Source organism: Actinomadura formosensis NBRC 14204, from assembly GCF_001552155.1.
Taxonomy (GTDB): domain Bacteria; phylum Actinomycetota; class Actinomycetes; order Streptosporangiales; family Streptosporangiaceae; genus Spirillospora; species Spirillospora formosensis.
Genome location: NZ_BCQQ01000071.1, coordinates 18,059 through 36,620, shown reverse-complemented (window position 1 = coordinate 36,620; position 18,562 = coordinate 18,059). Strand labels below are relative to the sequence as shown.

19 protein-coding genes are annotated in these 18,562 nt (G+C 72.3%); 12 read left to right on the top strand and 7 right to left on the bottom strand.

Features of this window, described 5'->3' with window-relative positions; genetic code table 11:
- Positions 1 to 317, bottom strand: a 317-nt coding sequence (locus AF1_RS19280) for a helix-turn-helix domain-containing protein (protein ID WP_169804047.1), incomplete at its 3' end; no start/stop codon positions are given.
- A 187-nt stretch (positions 318 to 504) separates the two neighbouring features.
- Between AF1_RS19280 and AF1_RS19275 the strand changes: the two genes are divergently transcribed.
- The 3 genes from AF1_RS19275 to AF1_RS19265 all read left to right on the top strand — a co-directional run bounded on the left by AF1_RS19275 (position 505) and on the right by AF1_RS19265 (position 2,443).
- On the top strand, positions 505 to 1,041 hold the full coding sequence (locus tag AF1_RS19275; RefSeq protein ID WP_067800856.1) for a hypothetical protein: 537 nt from the start codon (positions 505 to 507) through the stop codon (positions 1,039 to 1,041).
- Between the two features lie 164 nt (positions 1,042 to 1,205).
- Positions 1,206 to 1,811, top strand: coding sequence for a cytochrome P450 (locus AF1_RS19270; RefSeq protein ID WP_067800853.1), 606 nt, complete (start codon positions 1,206 to 1,208; stop codon positions 1,809 to 1,811).
- Positions 1,808 to 2,443, top strand: coding sequence for a cytochrome P450 (locus tag AF1_RS19265; RefSeq protein ID WP_084263111.1), 636 nt, complete (start codon positions 1,808 to 1,810; stop codon positions 2,441 to 2,443). The genes AF1_RS19270 and AF1_RS19265 overlap by 4 nt, the downstream gene beginning before the upstream one ends.
- On the opposite strand, the gene AF1_RS19260 is transcribed toward AF1_RS19265, so the two are convergent.
- Positions 2,430 to 3,899 carry a DHA2 family efflux MFS transporter permease subunit gene (locus AF1_RS19260; protein ID WP_067800847.1) on the bottom strand — a complete coding sequence of 490 codons (1,470 nt, stop codon included), beginning with the start codon at positions 3,897 to 3,899 and terminating at the stop codon, positions 2,430 to 2,432. The two genes, AF1_RS19265 and AF1_RS19260, sit on opposite strands and share 14 nt — an antisense overlap.
- Positions 3,900 to 3,916: 17 nt before the next feature.
- A complete protein-coding gene (locus tag AF1_RS19255; RefSeq protein ID WP_067800844.1) occupies positions 3,917 to 5,077 on the bottom strand; it encodes an FAD-binding oxidoreductase in 1,161 nt (386 codons plus the stop codon).
- Between the two features lie 92 nt (positions 5,078 to 5,169).
- Between AF1_RS19255 and AF1_RS19250 the strand changes: the two genes are divergently transcribed.
- From AF1_RS19250 to AF1_RS19235, 4 genes are all read left to right on the top strand, one after another.
- A complete protein-coding gene (locus tag AF1_RS19250) occupies positions 5,170 to 5,829 on the top strand; it encodes a TetR/AcrR family transcriptional regulator (protein ID WP_067800841.1) in 660 nt (219 codons plus the stop codon).
- A gap of 30 nt (positions 5,830 to 5,859) precedes the next feature.
- Entirely contained in the window at positions 5,860 to 6,147 is a 288-nt protein-coding gene (locus AF1_RS19245) for a transglycosylase (protein WP_067800838.1), read from the top strand.
- A gap of 248 nt (positions 6,148 to 6,395) precedes the next feature.
- A complete protein-coding gene (locus tag AF1_RS19240) occupies positions 6,396 to 8,390 on the top strand; it encodes a S8 family peptidase (RefSeq protein WP_067800835.1) in 1,995 nt (664 codons plus the stop codon).
- 109 nt (positions 8,391 to 8,499) lie between these two features.
- The gene (locus AF1_RS19235) at positions 8,500 to 8,796 is read left to right on the top strand and encodes an SHOCT domain-containing protein (protein ID WP_067800833.1); all 297 of its coding nucleotides are present in this window, start codon (positions 8,500 to 8,502) and stop codon (positions 8,794 to 8,796) included.
- A gap of 180 nt (positions 8,797 to 8,976) precedes the next feature.
- Here the strand turns inward: AF1_RS19235 and AF1_RS19230 are convergent, their stop codons facing one another.
- Positions 8,977 to 9,591 (bottom strand): MarR family winged helix-turn-helix transcriptional regulator, encoded by a 615-nt coding sequence (locus tag AF1_RS19230; RefSeq protein ID WP_084263110.1) that lies wholly within the window; start codon positions 9,589 to 9,591, stop codon positions 8,977 to 8,979.
- A gap of 328 nt (positions 9,592 to 9,919) precedes the next feature.
- On the opposite strand from AF1_RS19230, the gene AF1_RS19225 reads away from it, so the two are divergent.
- From AF1_RS19225 to AF1_RS19215, 3 genes are all read left to right on the top strand, one after another.
- Positions 9,920 to 10,258, top strand: coding sequence for a DUF3263 domain-containing protein (locus AF1_RS19225; RefSeq protein WP_084263109.1), 339 nt, complete (start codon positions 9,920 to 9,922; stop codon positions 10,256 to 10,258).
- Between the two features lie 18 nt (positions 10,259 to 10,276).
- Positions 10,277 to 11,086 (top strand): trehalose-phosphatase, encoded by an 810-nt coding sequence (gene otsB / locus AF1_RS19220; RefSeq protein ID WP_067800830.1) that lies wholly within the window; start codon positions 10,277 to 10,279, stop codon positions 11,084 to 11,086.
- Positions 11,087 to 11,258: 172 nt separating this feature from the next.
- Positions 11,259 to 12,452, top strand: a complete 1,194-nt coding sequence (locus AF1_RS19215) for a hypothetical protein (protein ID WP_131732326.1) — start codon at positions 11,259 to 11,261, stop codon at positions 12,450 to 12,452.
- Positions 12,453 to 12,503: 51 nt separating this feature from the next.
- On the opposite strand, the gene AF1_RS19210 is transcribed toward AF1_RS19215, so the two are convergent.
- Both AF1_RS19210 and AF1_RS36830 read right to left on the bottom strand, forming a co-directional pair.
- Positions 12,504 to 13,091, bottom strand: a complete 588-nt coding sequence (locus tag AF1_RS19210) for a PadR family transcriptional regulator (protein WP_067800822.1) — start codon at positions 13,089 to 13,091, stop codon at positions 12,504 to 12,506.
- Positions 13,092 to 13,290: 199 nt separating this feature from the next.
- Positions 13,291 to 15,231 (bottom strand): serine/threonine-protein kinase, encoded by a 1,941-nt coding sequence (locus AF1_RS36830; protein ID WP_407642173.1) that lies wholly within the window; start codon positions 15,229 to 15,231, stop codon positions 13,291 to 13,293.
- A gap of 122 nt (positions 15,232 to 15,353) precedes the next feature.
- Between AF1_RS36830 and AF1_RS19200 the strand changes: the two genes are divergently transcribed.
- The gene (locus AF1_RS19200) at positions 15,354 to 15,905 is read left to right on the top strand and encodes an RNA polymerase sigma factor (RefSeq protein WP_067800814.1); all 552 of its coding nucleotides are present in this window, start codon (positions 15,354 to 15,356) and stop codon (positions 15,903 to 15,905) included.
- A gap of 90 nt (positions 15,906 to 15,995) precedes the next feature.
- Positions 15,996 to 17,018 carry a sulfotransferase family protein gene (locus tag AF1_RS19195; RefSeq protein WP_242608582.1) on the top strand — a complete coding sequence of 341 codons (1,023 nt, stop codon included), beginning with the start codon at positions 15,996 to 15,998 and terminating at the stop codon, positions 17,016 to 17,018.
- A gap of 35 nt (positions 17,019 to 17,053) precedes the next feature.
- On the opposite strand, the gene AF1_RS19190 is transcribed toward AF1_RS19195, so the two are convergent.
- Entirely contained in the window at positions 17,054 to 18,544 is a 1,491-nt protein-coding gene (locus tag AF1_RS19190) for an alpha,alpha-trehalose-phosphate synthase (UDP-forming) (RefSeq protein WP_067800808.1), read from the bottom strand.
- Positions 18,545 to 18,562: the final 18 nt, after the last annotated feature.

Genomic DNA, 18,562 nt, shown 5'->3' with positions numbered 1-18,562 from the left:
GGGGGGCTTTCGGCGGGGGCGGGCGGCTCGGGGGGCATGGGGTGGAGGAGGCGTTCCCGGGCCGTCAGCCACGGGGTCACGTCGTCGCCGCAGACCTGTACGAGCGCCGTCACGATCTCGCGCCGGGGGACGGTGTGCCGGTGCAGTGCCGTGGCCAGAGTGGACGCCGGCAGCGGGAGGCCGTCCCCGGCGGAGGTGCGCCGCTCGATTTCCTTGTAGGTCAGGCCGCTGCGTTCCCGGAGTCTTCGCAGCGCCACGACGAACTGTTCCTCGGTGGTCACCGAGGAAGGGGCCAGTTCCTCCTCGCCGTCGTTCACGCGCAGAGTGTGGCAGAACGGCGCCGTTCGGGTCTATCCCGAACGCTCGAATGGGTGCAACTCCATGATCAGGACGACTTGAATGCTCGATGCCGGACGCGATGGCGCCACTTGGGATCCCCGCCATTGCGGCACGTTGCGCAAAAGCGCTTCGGCTTTCCGCGTCGAACACGAAGAGGAGTCAAAGATGACCAGGTTCCGTACGCTCGGGCTCGGCCTGGCGACCGCGGTGGCGCTCACCGCGAGCGCCACGCCGGCCGTGGCCGCGTCGCCGGCCGGCCCCGCCAAGCCGGCGAGGGGGTGCCCGACCGATGTCTACTACAAGGTCAAGTCGAAGAAAGTGGTCAGCTACTGGGTGCCCGGCACGCATTTCGTGGACGGCAAGGGCGGCAAGGTCACCGGCAAGGTCGACAAGTCGTGGACGGAGTCCGCGACGCTTGAGGCCGGTGCGGATGTGTCCATCGGGGCGCTGTGGGCCACCGTCAAAGTACAGGTGTCCGCGTCGGCGACCAAGTCCAACACCGTGACCGTGGGGCACTGGTACGAGCACCAGATCAGCGGGAATCGGTACGGGCACATCCGCTACCGCGTGATCGGCTACCGGGTGCTGTTCGAGAAGCGCCGCACCCGCCCAGATTGCTCTGATCAGTTCCTGGACGCCTTCTACGGTGACATTCCGACCACCAAGGAAGGCTGGAAGTACTGGGAGACGACGACGCCGTAGCCTTCCACCGTTCGCCCCGGGCCTGGCCGCCGCCGGGCTCGGGGCGGCGGCGCGTGTGGGGCGTCTGGGTTGTCGGGGACGGGGACGGTTCTTACGGTGGGGGGATGGGTGGAGTGGGCGTTGCCGGGCCGGGGAGTGCAGAGGCCTTTCGGTGGTGGGGGCGGATGGTCCGGGATCCGCTGGGGACGTATGGGGCGCTCGCACGGCGCTATGGGGATGCGGTGCGGGTGCCGTTCGGGGCGGGGCGGGCGTTCTTTCTGCTGTCGCGGCCCGAGCATGCCGAGCGGGTGCTGGTGGCCGGCCAGGACAACTATGTGAAGGCGTTCACGTACCGGCCGTTGCGGGCGGTTCTCGGGGACGGGCTGCTGACCAGTGAGGGGGAGACGTGGCGGCGGCATCGGCGGCTGGTGCAGCCGGTGTTCTCGCAGCGGCACATCGTCGGGTTCGTGCCGCAGATGGTGGAGACGGCGGAGCGGTTCGTCCGGCGGTGGCCTGACGGGGTGATGCTGGACGCGGCGGGGGAATTGCGGAAGCTCACGCTGGACATCGTCGGGCGGGCGCTTTTCGGCAGTGAGCTCGCCGGGGAGGCGCAGCGGACGGGGCGGGCACTGGAGGCGCTGCAACGGGGCACGGTGATCGGGACGTTCCTGCCGGGTGTGACCGCGAAGCGGGAACTGTATCGGCGGGTGCCGGGTCTTGGGGGTGCGATCGCGCATCTTGATGGAATGGTGCAGCGGGTCGTTCAGGGGGTTCCGGGGGAGAGCTTCTGAATCTGCTCAAGGAGCGGGGCGAGTTCGACGCGGAGGAGCTTCGGGACGAGGTCCTGACGCTTTTGCTGGCCGGTCATGAGACCACCGCGGCTTCGCTGGCGTGGACGTTGGTGTTGTTGTCCAGGTATCCGGCGGCCAGGGAGCGGCTGGAAGAGGAAGTGGACGATGTGCTCGGCGGCCGGGAGCCGAAGGCCGAGGATGCCGATCGGCTGCCGTGGACGAAGGCCGTCCTCTCGGAGGCCATGCGGCTCTATCCGCCGGCCTGGACCATCGAGCGTGACGCGGTGAATGACGACGACGTCGCCGGGGTGCGGATACCGGCCGGGTCCACCGTGGCCATCCCGCCTTATCTGATTCACCGGAACGAGGATTTCTGGCCCAATCCCGAGGGGTTTCAGCCGGAACGGTTCATCGGGGATCAGCAGCGTCCCCGATATGCGTACCTGCCGTTCGGGGGCGGCCGGCGTATTTGTGTCGGAGCCGGCTTCGCGATGCTGGAGGCGACTTTGGTGCTCGCCACCATCAGCCGCGCTTACCGGCTGGATCTGGCGCCGGGCGTGGCCGTGCCCGGCCGGGCGGAGATCACGTATCGCCCGGCCGGGCCCGTGCCGATGAGGGTCATCCGGAGGTAGGCCGCCCGGCGTCGCCTCGGGGGAGCAGGAGGGCCGGGATCACTGCCAAGGCCCCGATGACCAGCGCGATCCAGAAAGCGTGGCCGAAGGCGGCCGCCAGGTGCGGGGCCACGGCGATGCGCGTCGCGTCGGGGAGCGGGGCCAGGGCCGAGCCGCCGAGGCCGGGGGCCTGGACGGTGATCTCGTGTTGCAGGATCACCGCCAGCGCGGTGGTGCCGACCGACGCGCCCATCCGCTGGAGGGTGTTGATCGCACTGGTCGCACGGGGGATCAGCGCCGGCGGCAGGGCCTGGTAGGCGGCCGCCATGGACGGCATGATCGTCGCGCCCAGGCCGAGCCCGATGACGAAGAGCGCCGCCGCGAGCAGGGTCACCGGGGTGTCCGCGTGGATCTGTGTGTAGGCGGCCGTGCCCAGGAGGCCGAGGACGACGCCGGTGGGGACGACCACGCCGGCGCCGAGGCGGTCGGTGAGGCGTCCGGCCAGGGGCATGGCCACCGCGGCGCCCAGCGCCTGGGGCGCGAGGAGGAGGCCGGTGGCCAGCGGGCCGTGGCCGCGGACGACCTGCCAGTACAGCGGCAGCAGGACGAGGACGCCGAACAGCGCGATCGCGACGACGACGTTGGTCACGGCGGCGGCGGTGAAGCCGCGGTGCCGGAACAGCGCGATGTCGATCAGCGCCTCACCTCGGCGGGCGTGCAGCACGTACAGCGCGATCAGCACGGCCGCGGTGCCGAGGATCGTCCAGGTGCGCGGCGCGTCGAGCCCTCCGGGACGTCCCGCCTCGGTGGTTCCGTAGACGAACAGGGTCACGCCGGCGCACAGCAGGAGCAGGCCCCGGACGTCCAGTGACGCGGGACGGGGCTCCGAGCGGGGCAGCAGGCGCAGCGCGGCGAGGACGGCGATCACGCCCAGCGGCAGGTTGACGAGGAAGATCCAGCGCCAGCCGGCCGTCGAGATGATCAGCCCGCCGACGATCGGGCCGGCGACGGAGCCGAGCAGCATCGGCAGCCCGATGAAGCCCATGACGCGTCCCATCCGGGACGGTCCCGCGGCCTGGGCGAGGATCGTCTGCGCAACCGGGATGATCATGCCGCCGCCGATGCCCTGCCCGACCCGGAACGCGATCAGCGCGGGCATCGACCAGGCGAGTCCGGACAGCGCGGAGCCGCCGAGGAACAGCAGCAGCGCGGTGATCCAGACGCGGCGGGCCCCGAACCGCTCGGTGGCCCAGCCGGTGACCGGGATGACGGCGGCGAGCCCCAGCATGTAGCCGGTCAGCACCCACTGGACGGAGGTGATGGAGGCGCCGAAGTCGTCGGCGAGGGTGCGGGTGGCGACGTTGACGGCGGTCGCGTCGATGATCGACATGATCGCGCCGAGCACCACCACGATGCCGAGCGTGACGAGCCCGCGGTCGAGGCGCTGGGACGGAGCCGGAGCGGTGAGCGTTGCCATGACGGTTACCTCGCATTTCAGGCGGGCTGGATGTTGTGGTTGCGGTGGAACACGTTCTGCGGGTCGTAGGCGCGCTTGACCTCGCGCAGCCGCCGGAGGTTCGCCGGGGTGTAGGCGTCGGCGGTCCTGGAGGGGTCGTGCAGGAAGTTCAGGAACGAGCCGCCGGTCGCGTGCGGCGCCAGGGAGGCGTCGGAGCCGTCGATGGTGAGCGAGAAGGGGATGTCCCGGTGCCCGACCGGGCCCGCGTCCGGTGCCGGGCGTGCCATCGCGCCGCCCCAGTGCCTGACCTCGATCCCGGACGCGTCACTGGCGACGATCGCGGCGATCAGCGCGTCGGGAAGGTCGGCGTAGAGGTCGAAGTGCTGGGGCGGGGTGCCGCCGAGCGTCTCGGTCTCGGCGTACGGCATCGCCTGGAAGCCGTCCCGCAGGGGCGGCCCGCCGGCTTCCCACAGTGATCGAAGCGCCCGCGCGCCGTCCCGGGCGGGACCCGTGTGCACCGCGCGGACGGCGACGACCCGGCCGAACCGCGGGTGGTGCGTCAGCGCCACCGTCACGGTCAGCGAGTCCGGCCGCGTGGCCGACTCGTCCCGGAACCGGGTGAGCAGGTCGGCGGCCCGCTCGATCGGGAACAGCGCGACCCCCGCGTAGACCGTCGAGACGGGGTGGAGCCGGAACTCCAGCGAGGTGACGACGCCGAAGTTCCCGCCGCCGCCGCGCAGTGCCCAGAACAGGTCGGGGTGGTGGTCGGCGTCGGCGGTCAGGTACCGGCCGTCGGCGGTGACGAGATGGGCGCGCAGGAGGTGGTCGGCGGCGAACCCGTACCGGCGGGACAGCCAGCCGACGCCGCCGCCGAGGGTGTAGCCGGTGACGCCGACGGACGCGTGCGAGCCGGACAGCGGGGCGAGCCCGAGCGGCGCGGCGGCGGTGATGACCTCGCTCCAGCGGGTGCCGGAGCCGGCGCGGGCGACGCGGCGGGACGGGTCGACGAGCACGCCGGACATCCGGGACGTCTTCAGCAGCAGCCCCTCGTCCGGCGGGACGACCGTGCCGTGTCCGGTGGCCTGGACGGTCAGCGGCAGTCCCTGTTCGCGGGCCGTGAGGATCGCGGCGCGGACGTCCGCCGGGCCGGTGGCGTCGATGGTCGGCGGTTCGGTGGTGCGGGTGGCGATCGCGGCCATGACCTCTTCCTTCCGGAGGTTTTTTCTCCACTTACTCGCACCGTAGCACTGACCGGAGGATTTGTCTCCACTTGTTTTGCTACGCTCACCCCATGGGGCAGAAGCCGAAGGAGCGTCCGCTGCGGGCCGACGCGCGCGACAACCGCAACCGCCTCCTGGCCGCGGCCAGGGAGGTCTTCGTCGAGCAGGGCCCGGGCGCCCCCCTGGAAGAGATCTCAAAGCGCGCGGGCACGGGCATCGCCACGCTGTATCGCCGGTTCCCCGACCGCCAGGCCCTGACCAAAGCCGTCGCGTTGGACGCTCTAGAGCGCACCACAGAGGAGGCCAAGCGCGCGCGGGACGAGGAGCCGACCGCGTTCGCCGCCCTCGTCCGCTACATGCACCGCGTCCTCGACATCCGCATCGGCGCGGTGTTCCCCGTCCTTCTGGAGGAGATCCCGTTCGAGGACGAGGAGATCGCCGCAGTCCGGTCCGACGGCGTCCTCGTCATGCAGGACCTCGTCAAGTCGGCGCAGCGGGACGGTGACCTGCGGCCGGACGTCACCCACGGCGACATCGGGATGCTGCTCGTCCGGCTGTCCCGGCCGCTGCCCGGCCCGCTCTCCCGGGAACTCGCGGACGAACTGGCGCACCGGCATCTCGACCTGATCACCGACGGGCTGCGCGCCTCCGCCGCCCGGCCGGGCGAACTGCGCGGCCCGGCGCTGACCTTCGCCGACCTCGACTCCATGGGAGAGCGGCAGCCCGGGTGAGGCGCGGCCCCAAGTGGGCACAGGGACGGCATGAACATTACGGGCATCATCACCGCGATCATCATCGGAGCGATCATCGGGGGGCTGGGCCGGCTGCTGCTGCCCGGCCGTCAGCCCATCGGCGTCCTGCTGACCGTGGTCGTCGGCATCGTCGCCGCGATCATCGGAACGGCGCTCGCGCAGCAGGTCGGTGTGTCCACGACCAAGGGAATCGACTGGATCGAACTGGTCTTCCAGATCGGCCTCGCGATGATCGGCGTCGTGCTCGTCGCGAGGTACCAGGGATGGCGCGCACACCGTCGCCGCTCCCCGCGCTGACCCCGCAAGCGGCGCCCGGTTCGGGTATGCGGTCGCCGGGACCTCCGGAAGGGGCTGAGACCTTCGGACGGGGCTGAGACCTTCGGACGGGGCGGGCGGCAAGATCCGCGCTGGCTCGGAGCGTGCGCGAATGTGCCGACCGTCCTGGCGGGGCGCGGTTCGCGTGGCAGAATGTCACCCGCTGTGGAGCACGGCGGTCTGCCGGAGGGAGGTGCGGCGGCGTGTCCGAGACCGGTCGACGCCGTCCGGTGCGAACCCGACCGGCCCTGTCACCGCATCGGCTCGGCGCCCGGACCACCGCGGTCCTCGCCGGTCTCACGCTCGGCGCCGCCGTGGTCGTGCCGGTCACCATGGTCCCCGGTGCGGAGCCTGCGCGGGAGTGGAGCGTCCGCGGGGCGGCGGCGGGGACGCTCGTCGGCGCGCCGGCCGACCAGATCCGCTCCCGCGAGTGGCATCTGAAGGCCATGCGGACGCAGAACGCGTGGAAGTACTCCCGGGGGCGCGGCGTCACCATCGCCGTCCTCGACACGGGCGTCGACCAGAACCATCCCGACCTCGTCGGCCACGTGATCAACGGGCCGGACCTCACCGGCGGGGTCCGGCGCCCCGGCAGCCGCTACTGGGGCCTGCACGGGACGTCGATGGCCAGCATCATCTCCGGGCACGGCCACGGCCCGGGGCTGTCGCAGGGGATGATGGGCGTCGCGCCGCTCAGCCACGTCCTGTCCGTCCGTGTCACGCTGGAGAACGACGACCCGCTGCGGCAGGACAACGGGCAGCAGGGCGGCGCCGGCGACCACGACGCCGTCGCGCAGGGCATCCGCTACGCCGTCGACCACGGCGCCGACATCATCAACATGTCCCTCGGCGGCGGACGGCAGTTCTACAACGGGACGAAGTCCCAGGAGAGCGCGATCAAGTACGCGCTCTCCAAGGGCGTCGTGCTGATCGCGTCGGCGGGCAACGACGGGTCCGGCGCCAACCGCAAGAACTTCCCCGCCGCGTATCCGGGCGTGATCGCCGTCGGCGCGCTCGACCGGCGGCTGCGCCTGTGGAAGGACAGCAACCGGCGCTCCCACGCCGCCGTGTGCGCGCCCGGTGTGGACATCGTCAGCGCCGACGCCAGCAACGGCTACGTCGTCGGGACGGGCACGAGCGCGTCGTCGGCGATGGTCGCCGGGGTCGCCGCGCTCGTCCGCGCCCGCTACCCGAAGCTGACCCCGGCCGAGGTCAGGCAGGCGCTCATCCAGGGCTCCCCGGCCCGCAGCGGCCACCCGACCGGCTCGCCCAACTGCCGCGGGACGGTCGACGCGCTGCGCACGCTCATCTCCGCGCACCACATCAACAAGACCTCCAGCGGGCCGGTGCAGAACCAGCCGCCGTCCCCCTCGCCCGCCCCGGCCCCGGCCGCGGAGTCGCCCGCGGAGGAATCGGGGGTGCTGTTCCCGATCGTCCTCGGCGGCGGGGGGCTGCTCATCGTCCTCGGGCTCGTGCTCGGCTGGCGGCAGCGGCGCCGCCCGGAGGAGGACGCCGCCGAGAGCGACGCCGTCCCCGAGTACCGCCTGCCGTCGGCGCCCGCCGCCTCCCCCGAGCCCGCCGCCGCGGCCTCCGGGGAGGCCGCCGCACCGGTCAACGCGCCGCTGTGGCAGAACACGCAGGCGTACCAGGGGCCGCTTTCGGAGCCGGAACCCCGGGGCGCCGAACCGCCGGTCGCGGAGGAAACCCCGCCGGTGGACGTGACCTGGGAGGCCGTGCCGGCGGACCCCGGACGGGACGGGACGCCGTGGGACGTGGAACCGCCGTCCGGCCTCGGCGAGGGGCCGCCTCTGACATCCATCGAGCCGAAGCAGCCCCCGATGATGCCGCACGAGCTGCGCCCGTTCGTCCCCGGCGAGCACGCGTCCAACGGCACGAACGGGCACGACAAGGTCAACGGGCACGACGAGGTCAACGGGCACGGCTTCGGCAACGGACACCACGCCAACGGCCACAACGGCGCCGACCTGACCGACACCGCGGCCACCGCCGACGACGATTGGGAGGCGTTCCGGCGGGGCGCCCTCGACATGCCGGACGCGCCCGAACCGGGGACCGCTCCGCTCCCCGCGGTATCCCCCGAACCGGCGGACGACGCCCCGCCCCCGCCCGTACCTCCCGCGGACGAGCGCTCCACGGGCGCGTTCCCGGCCGTCCCGCCCGCGGACCACGACGACGACGAGGACTACCGGCCGCCCTGGTGGTGAGCGCGGTACTCCGGTGGGCGTACCGCGAGTGCCTCCGGCCGGACGATGCGGCCCCCCGTACCCGTCGCCGAGCATCGACGTATCCGCACACAGGAAGGGTCGATGAACCATGTTGACGACGTTGGCGGCACAGGCGGCGGCACTGCACCCGGGCCCCTGGCAGGACGGGGACGCGCCCGCCTTCTGGCCGGTCTTCCCGATCACGTTCGGCCTGTTCTGGCTGGCCGTGCTCGGGACGGCCTTCTACCTGATCCGCCGCCGGATGAACAGCACCGCCGCGTCGGCCGCGGCGGCGGCCGACCCGCTCGCCAGGGCCCGCGCGGTCCTCGCCGAGCGCTTCGCCCGCGGCGAGATCGACGAGGAGGAATACCTCATGCGCACCTCCACCCTCCGCAACGGCGACTGACAGTGCGCTCCGCTCCGGGGCGGCGGTCGGTGTCGTGGTGGGGGCGCCCCTCCACACCCCCGGCAAAAGCCGGACCGACCGCCGCCCTCCGTTCCGGGCGGCGGTCAACGGCATGGTGGGGGCGCCCCCGACAAAGGCGGACTGACCGCCGTTTCGCTGGCGCTCCGTTCCAGGTGGCGGTCAGTCGGCGGCGGCCTCTTCGAAGATCCGGCCTATGCCGTCGGAGTACTGGGGAGCTTGGGCGGCGGCGTCGGCGAACCGGGTGAGGAGCCGGGCGAAGTCGGTCCGCTCCTGCGCCGTCCAGCCGGTCATGAGCGCGTCGAGGTAGGCGCGGCGGGACCGGTCGGCGACCCGCTTGACGCGCCGTCCGGCCTCGGTCAGCCCGAGGTTGGCGCGGCGCGCGTCCACGGGGGAGGGGCGGCGCGACACCAGCCCGGCGTCGATGGCGTGCCCGACCAGCCGGCTGGCGGTGGACGGGTCGATCTCCAGCCGTTCCGCGACGGCGCCGACCGTGGCCTCGCCGGGCGGATGGGGGGCGCATCCCGGGGTCTCGGCGGTGAGGGCGGCGACGGCGTTCACCACCATCAGGTTGGACAGTTGCAGCGGCCGTCCGTCCGGGCCCGCGGACGTCTGGGCGCGGATGCGCTTCATGAGGTCGGGCTTGGCCCAGACGCGGCGCAGATGGAACAGTGCCATCGCGATGTCGGCGAGGGCGGGGTCGGGACGGTCTTCGTCCCGCGGCTCCGGCGCGTCCGGCTCGGCGGGCCGTTCCGTGGCGGGGGTCTCCGTCGCCATGCAGAGGTCTCCGTTCGCTGGTCAGATGCCGGACGCTGGGGAACTCCCCACCCTAACGCATGTAGTGTACATATGTTCTGCGGGTGCTGGGACAGGCGTTAACGATGAGTCACAAGATGCGAAAGAACCGCAGGTGAAACGGGGTGTGATGCACTGAACCACCGGCTTCCGTTCCCCGGGAACCACCGGAACTTGTCGGTCCGTACGCGTAGCATGGCTCCCACCCGAACCCGGACGACCCAGGATCAGTAACCACAGAGGGGACCTGATGCGAGCGGCGAACGCCCCCGACGGCCCCCGCGGTGACGTCCCCCCACAGGACGGAAGCATGGACGATGGCCGACCCCCGAGACCCCTGACCGAAGACGGCGTGCCCGACGACGAGGGCGGTGCCGATGCCGCCGCCTTCGGCGCCGGCCACCTCTCCGAACGCGAACGGCGGATCCTCGCCTTCGAACGGCAGTGGTGGAAGTACGCCGGCGCCAAGGAGCAGGCCATCCGCGAGCTGTTCGACATGTCGGCGACGCGGTACTACCAGCTCCTGAACATCCTGATCGACCGGCCCGAGGCGCTTGAGTGCGACCCGATGCTCGTCAAGCGCCTCCGCCGGATGCGGTCGCAGCGGCAACGCGGCCGTGCCGCGCGCCGACTCGGCATCCGGCCGTGACCTGAGCACACTGGTCGCGTGAAATCTCCCCGCTCTGTGACGGCCGCCGGTACCGCCGGCCTCGACGCGATCCGCGAGAACCCGGCCGGGGCCGTGCTCGGCCTCGACTTCGACGGCACGCTGGCGCCGATCGTGGACGATCCGGCCGCGGCCCGGGCGCATCCGGGCGCCGCCCCGGTCCTGGCCCGGCTGGCCCCGCTGGTCGGCTCCGTGGTGATCATCACGGGACGTCCCGCGGCGGTCGCCGTCGAGTACGGCGGCCTCACCGGCATTGACGGGCTCGTGGTGCTCGGGCAGTACGGGCTCGAACGCTGGGAGTCCGGCGTGCTGACCGAGCCGGAGCCGCCGCCGGGCGTCGCCGAGGCCCGCGCGAAGCTGCCCGGCGTCCTCGCGGCGGCGGGCGCCCCGCCCGAGACGTTCGTCGAGGACAAGGGGCAGGCGCTCGCCGTGCACACGCGGCGCTGCGCCGAGCCGGAGGTCGCGCTCGAACGGCTGCGGAGCATTCTCGCCGCGCTCGCCGAGCGGACCGGGCTCACCCTGGAGCCCGGCCGTCTCGTCCTCGAACTGCGCCCGCACGGCATGGACAAGGGAACGGCGCTGCGCTCGTTCGTCGCCGACCTCGGCGCCCGTCCGTCCGCGGTGCTGTTCGCGGGGGACGACCTCGGCGACCTGGCCGCGTTCGACGCCGTCGAGTCGCTGCGCGCGGAGGGCGTGCCCGGTGTGCTGGTGTGCAGCGGTTCCACCGAGGTCACGGCGCTCGCCGAACGGGCGGACGTGGTGGTCGACGGCCCGGCCGGCGTGGTCGGCCTCCTTGAGGCCCTGCTCTGAGCCCGTCCCGTTGTCGGAGAAGTGACAAGAGTCATATCTGGACTTATCGCATTTCGCGAGACTCTAGGGGCGCTTGTGGACTGAGAGTCCAATTGCGCCAAAATATGCTGTGTTGCGGAAGTGTGGTCGTGGGGGGAGCCGCGAGGGCAAGAGGACGAGTGGAGGCTTGACGGTGGACACGGAACCAGGCGTCCCGCGCCGTCCGGGCGACATCAGGAACACCCCCGCCCACGGCATACCCAGGGCTACGCCGCGGGAGGGTACGCCCGTCCAGCCGCCCGGCCCCCCGATCCCGCCGACCGCGCCGACCAGCCCCATCGTCCACACGGCGCCCGGCGCCCAAGCGGCGCCCGGTGCTCAGGCGGCGCCCGGTGCTCAGGCGCCACCGCGTGTCTGGGGCACGCCCCCGTCCTCGAACCAGTCCCAGCCGGGCGGCGCTTCTCATCCCGGCGTCCCGCCGCAAACCGGCGTCCCGTCCCAGCCGGACGGCCGGTCTCAGCCGGAGACCGCGGCCCGATCCGGGGCCGCGCAGGCCGGGGAGGCGATGTGGGCCGGGCCGGACGCGCGGGAGGTCTACTCCGAGCGGGAGAGGCGGCCCTCCGCGACCGGGCCGGTGGGGGCCCGGGAGACGAGCGGCGTGCAGGTGCGGCTCGGGTCGAGGGAACGGGAGCGCCGGCGCGAGCGGGAACAGCGGGCACGCCGGCGGGCTCGCCGCAGCGGCGGGCTCGTCGCCGCGGGCGTGCTCGTCCTGGCCGGGCTGGTCACGGCCGGCCTCATCCTGACGCCCAGGCAGGGCGACGAGGGCGGGACGGGCGCGGCCCCGTCCGGCGGGGAGCGGCTGCCGGGCGGCGACGCCAAGCTGCCTCGCGCCGGCAGGTCGATCACGGTCGGCACCGCGGACGGGGCCAGGTACCGGATCGCCGCGGTGGCGGGCGGGGTGAGCGACGGCGTGGTGACGACGTTCCAGTCCTCGCCGCCGTCCGGGACGTCGTTCGCCTACATCGAGTACATCCTCGGCAACCCGACGGGCACGAAGGTGCTGCTCGACTTCCCCGGCGACGTGTTCGTCAAGCGGAACCTCGTCACGCCGGAGGCGCGGGGACGGTGCATGCCGCAGGCCGGCGTCCCCGAGAACATGTGCACGCCGCCGACCAAGAGCCAGGTCGTGCGGCGCCTTACGGGCGGTGAGCTGATTCCGGGGGACGGTGGCGACAAGTACCTGCCGCCCGGCTCGTCCTACCTGGTGCGTGCCACGGTGGACGTCCCCGTAGAGCGCGACATCAAGCGGTCGGACATGGGCCTGTACGTGTGGAAACAGCTCTACATGGCCGACCGGCTCGCCACGCACGCGCCCTTTCCGCGCTGACCGCGGTACCGCCGTGGCCCGGCGGGCCACGGCGGTACCGGTCGTTCCGGCTCACTCGGCTTCGGGGTCATCGGCGAGGATCCCGTAGAGGCGGCGCCGGGCGTCGTTGAGGACGTCCAGCGCGCGCGCCTTCTGCGCCTCGCTGCCGACCGCCATCACCTGGTGCAGGGCCCCCATCAGCTGGCCGATCACCTCACGTCCGCGCAGGGCGTTCTCGCCGGCGGCCTCGGTGACCTCGTCCCAGGGGGCGACGGTCAGCGCCGACGCCTCCTCGCGGCCCGTGTCGGTGAGGGAGAACAGGCGCTTGCCGCCCTTCTCCTCGCTGCTGACCTTGTCCTCGTCCTCCAGCATCTGGAGGGTCGGGTAGACCGAGCCGGGGCTCGGCCGCCAGACGCCGCCGGTGCGGCCGTCCAGTTCCTGGATCATCTCGTAGCCGTGCATGGGACGCTCGGCGAGCAGGGCGAGCAGCGCCGCCCGGACGTTGCCGCGCCGGGTCCGCCGTCCGCGTCCACCGCGTCCGCGGTGGCCGGGACCGAATCCGGGCCCGCCCGGCCCCCAGGGACCGAACGGATCTCCGCGGCGTCCGCGCTCCCTGGGGCCGCGGGCGCCGCCGTGCCCTCTCATCGTGTGGTCGTGCATCGTGCTCCTTCCTAGTGATCGGTTGCGATGCATTAACGATATATCGGAATAGTTCGCGATGCAACACCGCACCCGACGGTGCAGGTCACCGCCCCTCCGCCGGGCAACACGAAAACCGCGCCGACCGGGATGGTCGGCGCGGTGAACGCGGGTCGGGCGCCTCAGCCCGGAACGCGGCGGCCGGGAGAGGCGGAACGGGTCACGGCCCGGTGACCTTCAACTGGTCGAGGATGTCCTTGGTCGCCTCCCGGTCGTCGGTCTCCTTGACCCGGATCCACAGCCCGAACTTGCCGGACTTGTCGGTGAGGCCGACCTCGGTGACCGACGGCGTGCCGGTCTTGCAGGCGGTGAAGCGGGTGATCGTGCCGCTGAGGGCGCCGTCCGGCGTGGTGTAGTTCTCCGGCGCGGCCTTCGTGCACTGCGGGTGGGCCGCCACGCTCGGCGGCGGCAGCTGGCCGGAACGCACGTCCGTGGTCACGCCGATGAAGACGCCGGGGCCCTTGCCGGTGCCGAGGAACGCGGCCTTGTCCGGGGTCGCGCGCAGCACCGGACGCGGCTGGCCGTCGCTCAACTGGACGGTGGACGGCGTCCACGTCTGCTCCTGCTGCTTCGGCCACGCCTTTGGCACCGCGGTCTTGATCTTGCCGGCGCCGTCGGAGACCGCGACGAAATCCTTCGGGACCGACGGCGTCTTGCCCTTGCCGTCCTTGTCGTCCTTGCCGCCGCCTCCGGAGAACAGCAGGCCGAGCGTCAGCCCGCCGACCACCGCGACCGCCAGCACGACCACGGTGATGACCAGCGGTGTCACGAACTTCTTGGGTGCGCCGCCGGGTGCGCCGCCGCCGGGTGCGCCGCCGCCGGGTGCGCCGCCGCCCCGCAGCTTGCCCATCAGCCCGCCCGGCTTGCCGCCCGGCCCCTGGCCCTGCCCCTGGACGGGGCCCGGAGGAGGCGGCTGGAAACCGGTCGGCGGCGGACCGCCATAGGGCCCGCCCCCCATCGGGGGCCTGGGGCCGCCCTGCGGAGGCTCCTGGCTCGGGAACACGGCCGTCTTGTTGTCCCCGCCCGGCGGCGGTGCCTGGTAGGAGACCGTGCGGTCGTTGTCGTTGTCCGGGGCGGTGGGACCCTCGGCCTGCCCGAACGGGGCGCCGCGTCCGGCCGGCTCGTCCACGATCGTCGCCTGCCCGCCGGCCGGAGGGCCCGGCGGAAGACGCATCTCGGACGTCCGGACGTCGTCCTCCATGGGCTGGTCGAGCCGCGTCCGCATCTCCGCGGGCCCCTGGTTCGCCGCCGCCGGCCCGGGGCCGGGCGCGGGGGGCTGGGGCCGGGAGCCGTCCCGGTAGAAGTCCTGGATGGTCGCGTCCGCCTCGATCCTCGGAGGCGGCGGCGCGGGCGGGGCCGCGGGCGCGCTCGGGGCCGTCGTCGGGCGCAGCGTCGACAGCGCCTCGGCGAACGCCTCCGCGGTCGGCCACCGCTTCTCCCGCTCCACCTCCAGCGCCCGCATGATGACCTGGTCGAACGCCGGGGAGAGCCCCTCGCGCAGTTCGCTCGGCGGCGACTTCACCGGCGCCGGGCCCGGCGCCCGCCCGGTCAGCATGTGGTAGGTCAGCGCACCGAGCCCGTACACGTCGGCGCGGACGTCCAGCCCGCCGCCGAACCGCGCCTGTTCCGGCGACATGTACCCGGGGGTGCCGACCGGCAGCGTGAACGCCCCGGACGCGTGCGCGAGGGCCTTGGCCAGGCCGAGGTCGGCGATGAGCAGCTTCTCCCCGCCGTCCGGCGTCGACTGGAACAGCACGTTGGACGGTTTGAGGTCGCGGTGGATCACACCCAGCGTGTTGATCACCTCGACGCCGTAGGCGATCTGCTCGGCGAGCGCGACGATTTCATTGACCGGAAGTGGCCGTTCGCGCATGCGGTCGCCGAGCGTTCCGCGGTCCGCGTACGACATGACGAAGTACGGGCGGCCGTCCGGAAGCTCTCCGATGTCGTGGACGCGGACGAGCCGCTCGGAGTCGGCGCGGCGCAGGATCCGGGCCTCCTCAAGGAACCGGTTGCGCACGTCCAGATCGTCGATCAGGCTGCCGTTCAGGACCTTGATGGCGACTTGGGAGTCCAGGGCGTCGTCGTGCCCCAGCCACACAGAGGCGAACGCCCCCGAACCCAGGACCCGATCGATTCGGTAACGGCCTACAGATGGTGGGAAAGACACTCCCGTATCATCCCAGCAAACGGGGTGACCCCGCGAACGAGCATTGAGGCGGCATGGCATTCGACGAGAGGACCGAGGAGCTGGCGGTGAGGGCCGCCCAGGGCGACCAGGGCGCCCTCAACGAGCTCCTCCGCAAGATCGAGCCGGACGTGCTGCGGCACAGTTCCCGGTTCCTCCCCTGCCGGCAGGATGCCGAAGAGGCCTGTCAGGACGCGCTGCTCCAGGTCGCGCGGAACATCCACCGGTTCGAGGGCAGGTCGCGGTTCAGCACCTGGCTGCACGTTGTCGTCGCCAACTCCGCGCGCTCCACCTACCGGTCGCTGAAGCGGCGCTCGGTCGAGCAGGCGGGAGAGCTTCCGCAGCAGCGCCCCGACCCGCGCCGGACCAGCGTCATCGCCGGGTCCCGGGTCGACATCCTGGACGCCATGGAGGACCTGGAGGCCCGCAAACCGGACCTCATCCAGGCACTCGTCCTGCGGGACGTGTCCCAGCTCGAATACGCGGAGATCGCCGAGCAGCTCCAGTTGCCGCTCGGCACGGTGAAGTCCCGCATCCATGAGGCGCGCAAACAGGTCAGGCAGACGCTGGGCGAGTCCTACACCTGACCGGACGAGCCGTCAAAGATCGGTAATCGGACGGTAACACTGTGTCCGGAACAGGGGTGTGACCAGGGCGCCTCCAGCAGCATGAGGTGTATGCCACCTGGACCGGCCTCCCGCCACGACCGTCCGATCTTCGTCCTCGGCTGCGCCCGGTCGGGGACGACGCTGCTGCGGCTGATGCTCCATTCGCATCCGCGCATCGCGATCCCGGAGGAGACGAGGTTCGTCGTCCCCACCTGGACGGCGCGGTGCGATTTCGGTGACCTCACGGAGAGGGGAAACAGGCGCGCGCTCGCGGAATGGATCACGGGGAACCGGTCGACCAAGGTCCACGTGCTCGGGCTGGACCCCGCCGCGGTCATCGACGAGATCGTTGCCGGCCCGCCTACGCTCGGGTCCGCGATCGGCATCGTGTTCCGCGCCTACGCGCGCCTGCACGGCAAGCCGCGCTGGGGCGACAAACGCCCCAGCTACGCCCGGCACGCCGGGTCCCTGCTGCGGATGTTTCCCGATGCGCAGTTCGTCCACCTCGTCCGGGACGGCCGGGACTGCGTCTCCTCCCTGCTGGAGATGCCGTGGTACAAGGGCGATGTCCACCACGCCATCGCGGTCTGGCGGGAGACGATCGACCAGGGCCGGCGGCTCGCCCGGCGCCTCGGCCCCGACGGCTACCACGAGCTGCGGTACGAGCGGCTCGTCGCCGACCCCGGGGGCGAGCTGACCCGGCTGTGCGGGTTCCTCGGCGAGGACTTCGACCCGGCGATGACGCGCCCCGAGGGCCTCGCGCAGCGGGCCGTCTCGTCCCGGAAGGAGTGGCACGGCCGGACGCGCGGCGCCGTCACGACCAGCCGCGTCGGGTCCTGGGCGGAGCGCCTCGAACCCTGGGAGATCAGCCTGGCCGAGGCCGCGTTCGGGGAACGGCTCGCCGAGTACGGGTACGAACCGAGTGGCCTGCCGAAGCCGCCCGTGTCCCAGCTCGCCCACTTCACCCGGGTCAGCTCCCACCGCCGCATGGCGCAGCACAAGGACGCGCTGCGGGAACGCTGGAGACAGCGTCACGAACCGAACCCGGTCGAGTGCCGCCTGACCCCCGAGCCCTCCACGAGCGCGACCTGAAACCCCGGCACGCCGCGTCTCCGGCGACCGGGCCGTCAGTCCAGCGCGGCGAGCTGGTCGGCGAACCAGCGTTGCGGAGGCAGGGCCGTCGCGGCGGCGGTGAGGCGGGCGCAGCGCTCGGCGCGCTCGGCGCGGGGCATGAGCAGCGCCTGATGCAGGGTCTCCGCGGTCTGTGACACGTCGTAGGGGTTCACCATCAGCGCGTCCCCGGACAGTTCGGACGCCGCGCCCGCCTCCCTGGACAGCACCAGCGCGCACCCCTGCTCCGACAGGACGGGTCCTTCCTTCGCGACGAGGTTCATGCCGTCCCGGATGGGGTTGACCAAGAGGACGTCTGCCAGCCCGTAAGCGGCGAGGGAACGCGGATAGTCGTCGTTCACCTGCACGATCAGCGGCTCCCAGTCGGCCGTGCCGAACTCCTCGGTGATCTGCTCGGCCATCTGCTGGACGGACGCCGTGTACTCGCGGTACTCGGCCAGGTCATAGCGGGACGGGTAGGCGAACGCCAGATGCACCACCCGTCCGCGCCATTCGGGATGGTTGACGAGCATCTCCCGGTAGGCGGCGAGCCCGCGCACGATGTTCTTCGACAGTTCCGTGCGGTCGATCCTGACGATGAGCTGACGGTCACCCACCTGTTCCCTCAGCGCGTGCGCCCGCTCGACGACGTCTTGCCGGGCCGCGCGTTGGCGCAACGCCGGGCCGTCGACGCCGAGGCCATGGACGCCTACATGCGTGGTGTGGCCCGCAATGGTGACCGTACGAGCCACCCGGTCGATGCGTGCGCCCGGCAGGAGTTCGCAGCAGTCGAGGAACGCCGAAGCCCATCGCTCGGTGAGGAACCCCGCGTGGTCTGCGCCGAGTATGCCCCGCAGGACCTGCGCCCCCATGTCATCAGGGAGCAGCCTGTAGTAGTCGGGCGGCGCCCAAGGCGTGTGGGAGAAGTGCGCGATCCTCAGGTCGGGACGCCGGTCCCGGAGCATCCGCGGGGCCAGCGACAGGTGGTAGTCCTGGATCATCGCCTTCGCGCCGTGCGCGGCGTCCCGTGCCAGGGCGTCCGCGAAGGCCGCGTTGTACGCCTCATAGGACTGCCAGTCGCGGCGTGCACGCGCATCGAAATGCGGCCTGCGCGGCGTGTCGTACAGGAGGTGGTGGATGAACCACAGCGTCGAGTTGGCCACCGCGTTGTAGGCACGCTGGAACGTGTCCGCCGGGATGTCGAGCATCCGCACCGCCGCGCCACCTGTGTCGTACCCCGCCTGGTCGAGGCGACCGTCCGAGGAACGGCGCGCGGCCGTCCGATCGGCCTCGCCGAGGCTCGCGCACACCCACAGCACGTCCGGCCTATGGGCGGACGGCGTGGACGTCGCCGCCGGCCGAGGTGGCCCGGGATCCCGTGGAGCGCCCGTGACGGCGGCCAGGCCCGACACCAGCCCGCCCCCACCGCGCCGCATGGTGAGCTCGCCATCCTCCGACAGCGAGAACGACACCGGCCCCCGGTTCGATGCCACCAGCACTTGGCTCATACCGGCAGGGTCTCAGTT

Bases quoted from the DNA above. Each gene is read 5' to 3' on its own strand.
- AF1_RS19275 (WP_067800856.1), top strand. From the start codon at position 505: ATGACCAGGTTCCGTACGCTCGGGCTCGGCCTGGCGACCGCGGTGGCG.
- AF1_RS19270 (WP_067800853.1), top strand. From the start codon at position 1,206: ATGGTCCGGGATCCGCTGGGGACGTATGGGGCGCTCGCACGGCGCTAT.
- AF1_RS19260 (WP_067800847.1), bottom strand. From the start codon at position 3,899: ATGGCAACGCTCACCGCTCCGGCTCCGTCCCAGCGCCTCGACCGCGGG.
- AF1_RS19255 (WP_067800844.1), bottom strand. From the start codon at position 5,077: ATGGCCGCGATCGCCACCCGCACCACCGAACCGCCGACCATCGACGCC.
- AF1_RS19250 (WP_067800841.1), top strand. From the start codon at position 5,170: ATGGGGCAGAAGCCGAAGGAGCGTCCGCTGCGGGCCGACGCGCGCGAC.
- AF1_RS19245 (WP_067800838.1), top strand. From the start codon at position 5,860: ATGAACATTACGGGCATCATCACCGCGATCATCATCGGAGCGATCATC.
- AF1_RS19235 (WP_067800833.1), top strand. From the start codon at position 8,500: ATGTTGACGACGTTGGCGGCACAGGCGGCGGCACTGCACCCGGGCCCC.
- AF1_RS19230 (WP_084263110.1), bottom strand. From the start codon at position 9,591: ATGGCGACGGAGACCCCCGCCACGGAACGGCCCGCCGAGCCGGACGCG.
- AF1_RS19225 (WP_084263109.1), top strand. From the start codon at position 9,920: ATGGACGATGGCCGACCCCCGAGACCCCTGACCGAAGACGGCGTGCCC.
- AF1_RS19210 (WP_067800822.1), bottom strand. From the start codon at position 13,091: ATGCACGACCACACGATGAGAGGGCACGGCGGCGCCCGCGGCCCCAGG.
- AF1_RS19200 (WP_067800814.1), top strand. From the start codon at position 15,354: ATGGCATTCGACGAGAGGACCGAGGAGCTGGCGGTGAGGGCCGCCCAG.
- AF1_RS19195 (WP_242608582.1), top strand. From the start codon at position 15,996: ATGCCACCTGGACCGGCCTCCCGCCACGACCGTCCGATCTTCGTCCTC.
- AF1_RS19190 (WP_067800808.1), bottom strand. From the start codon at position 18,544: ATGAGCCAAGTGCTGGTGGCATCGAACCGGGGGCCGGTGTCGTTCTCG.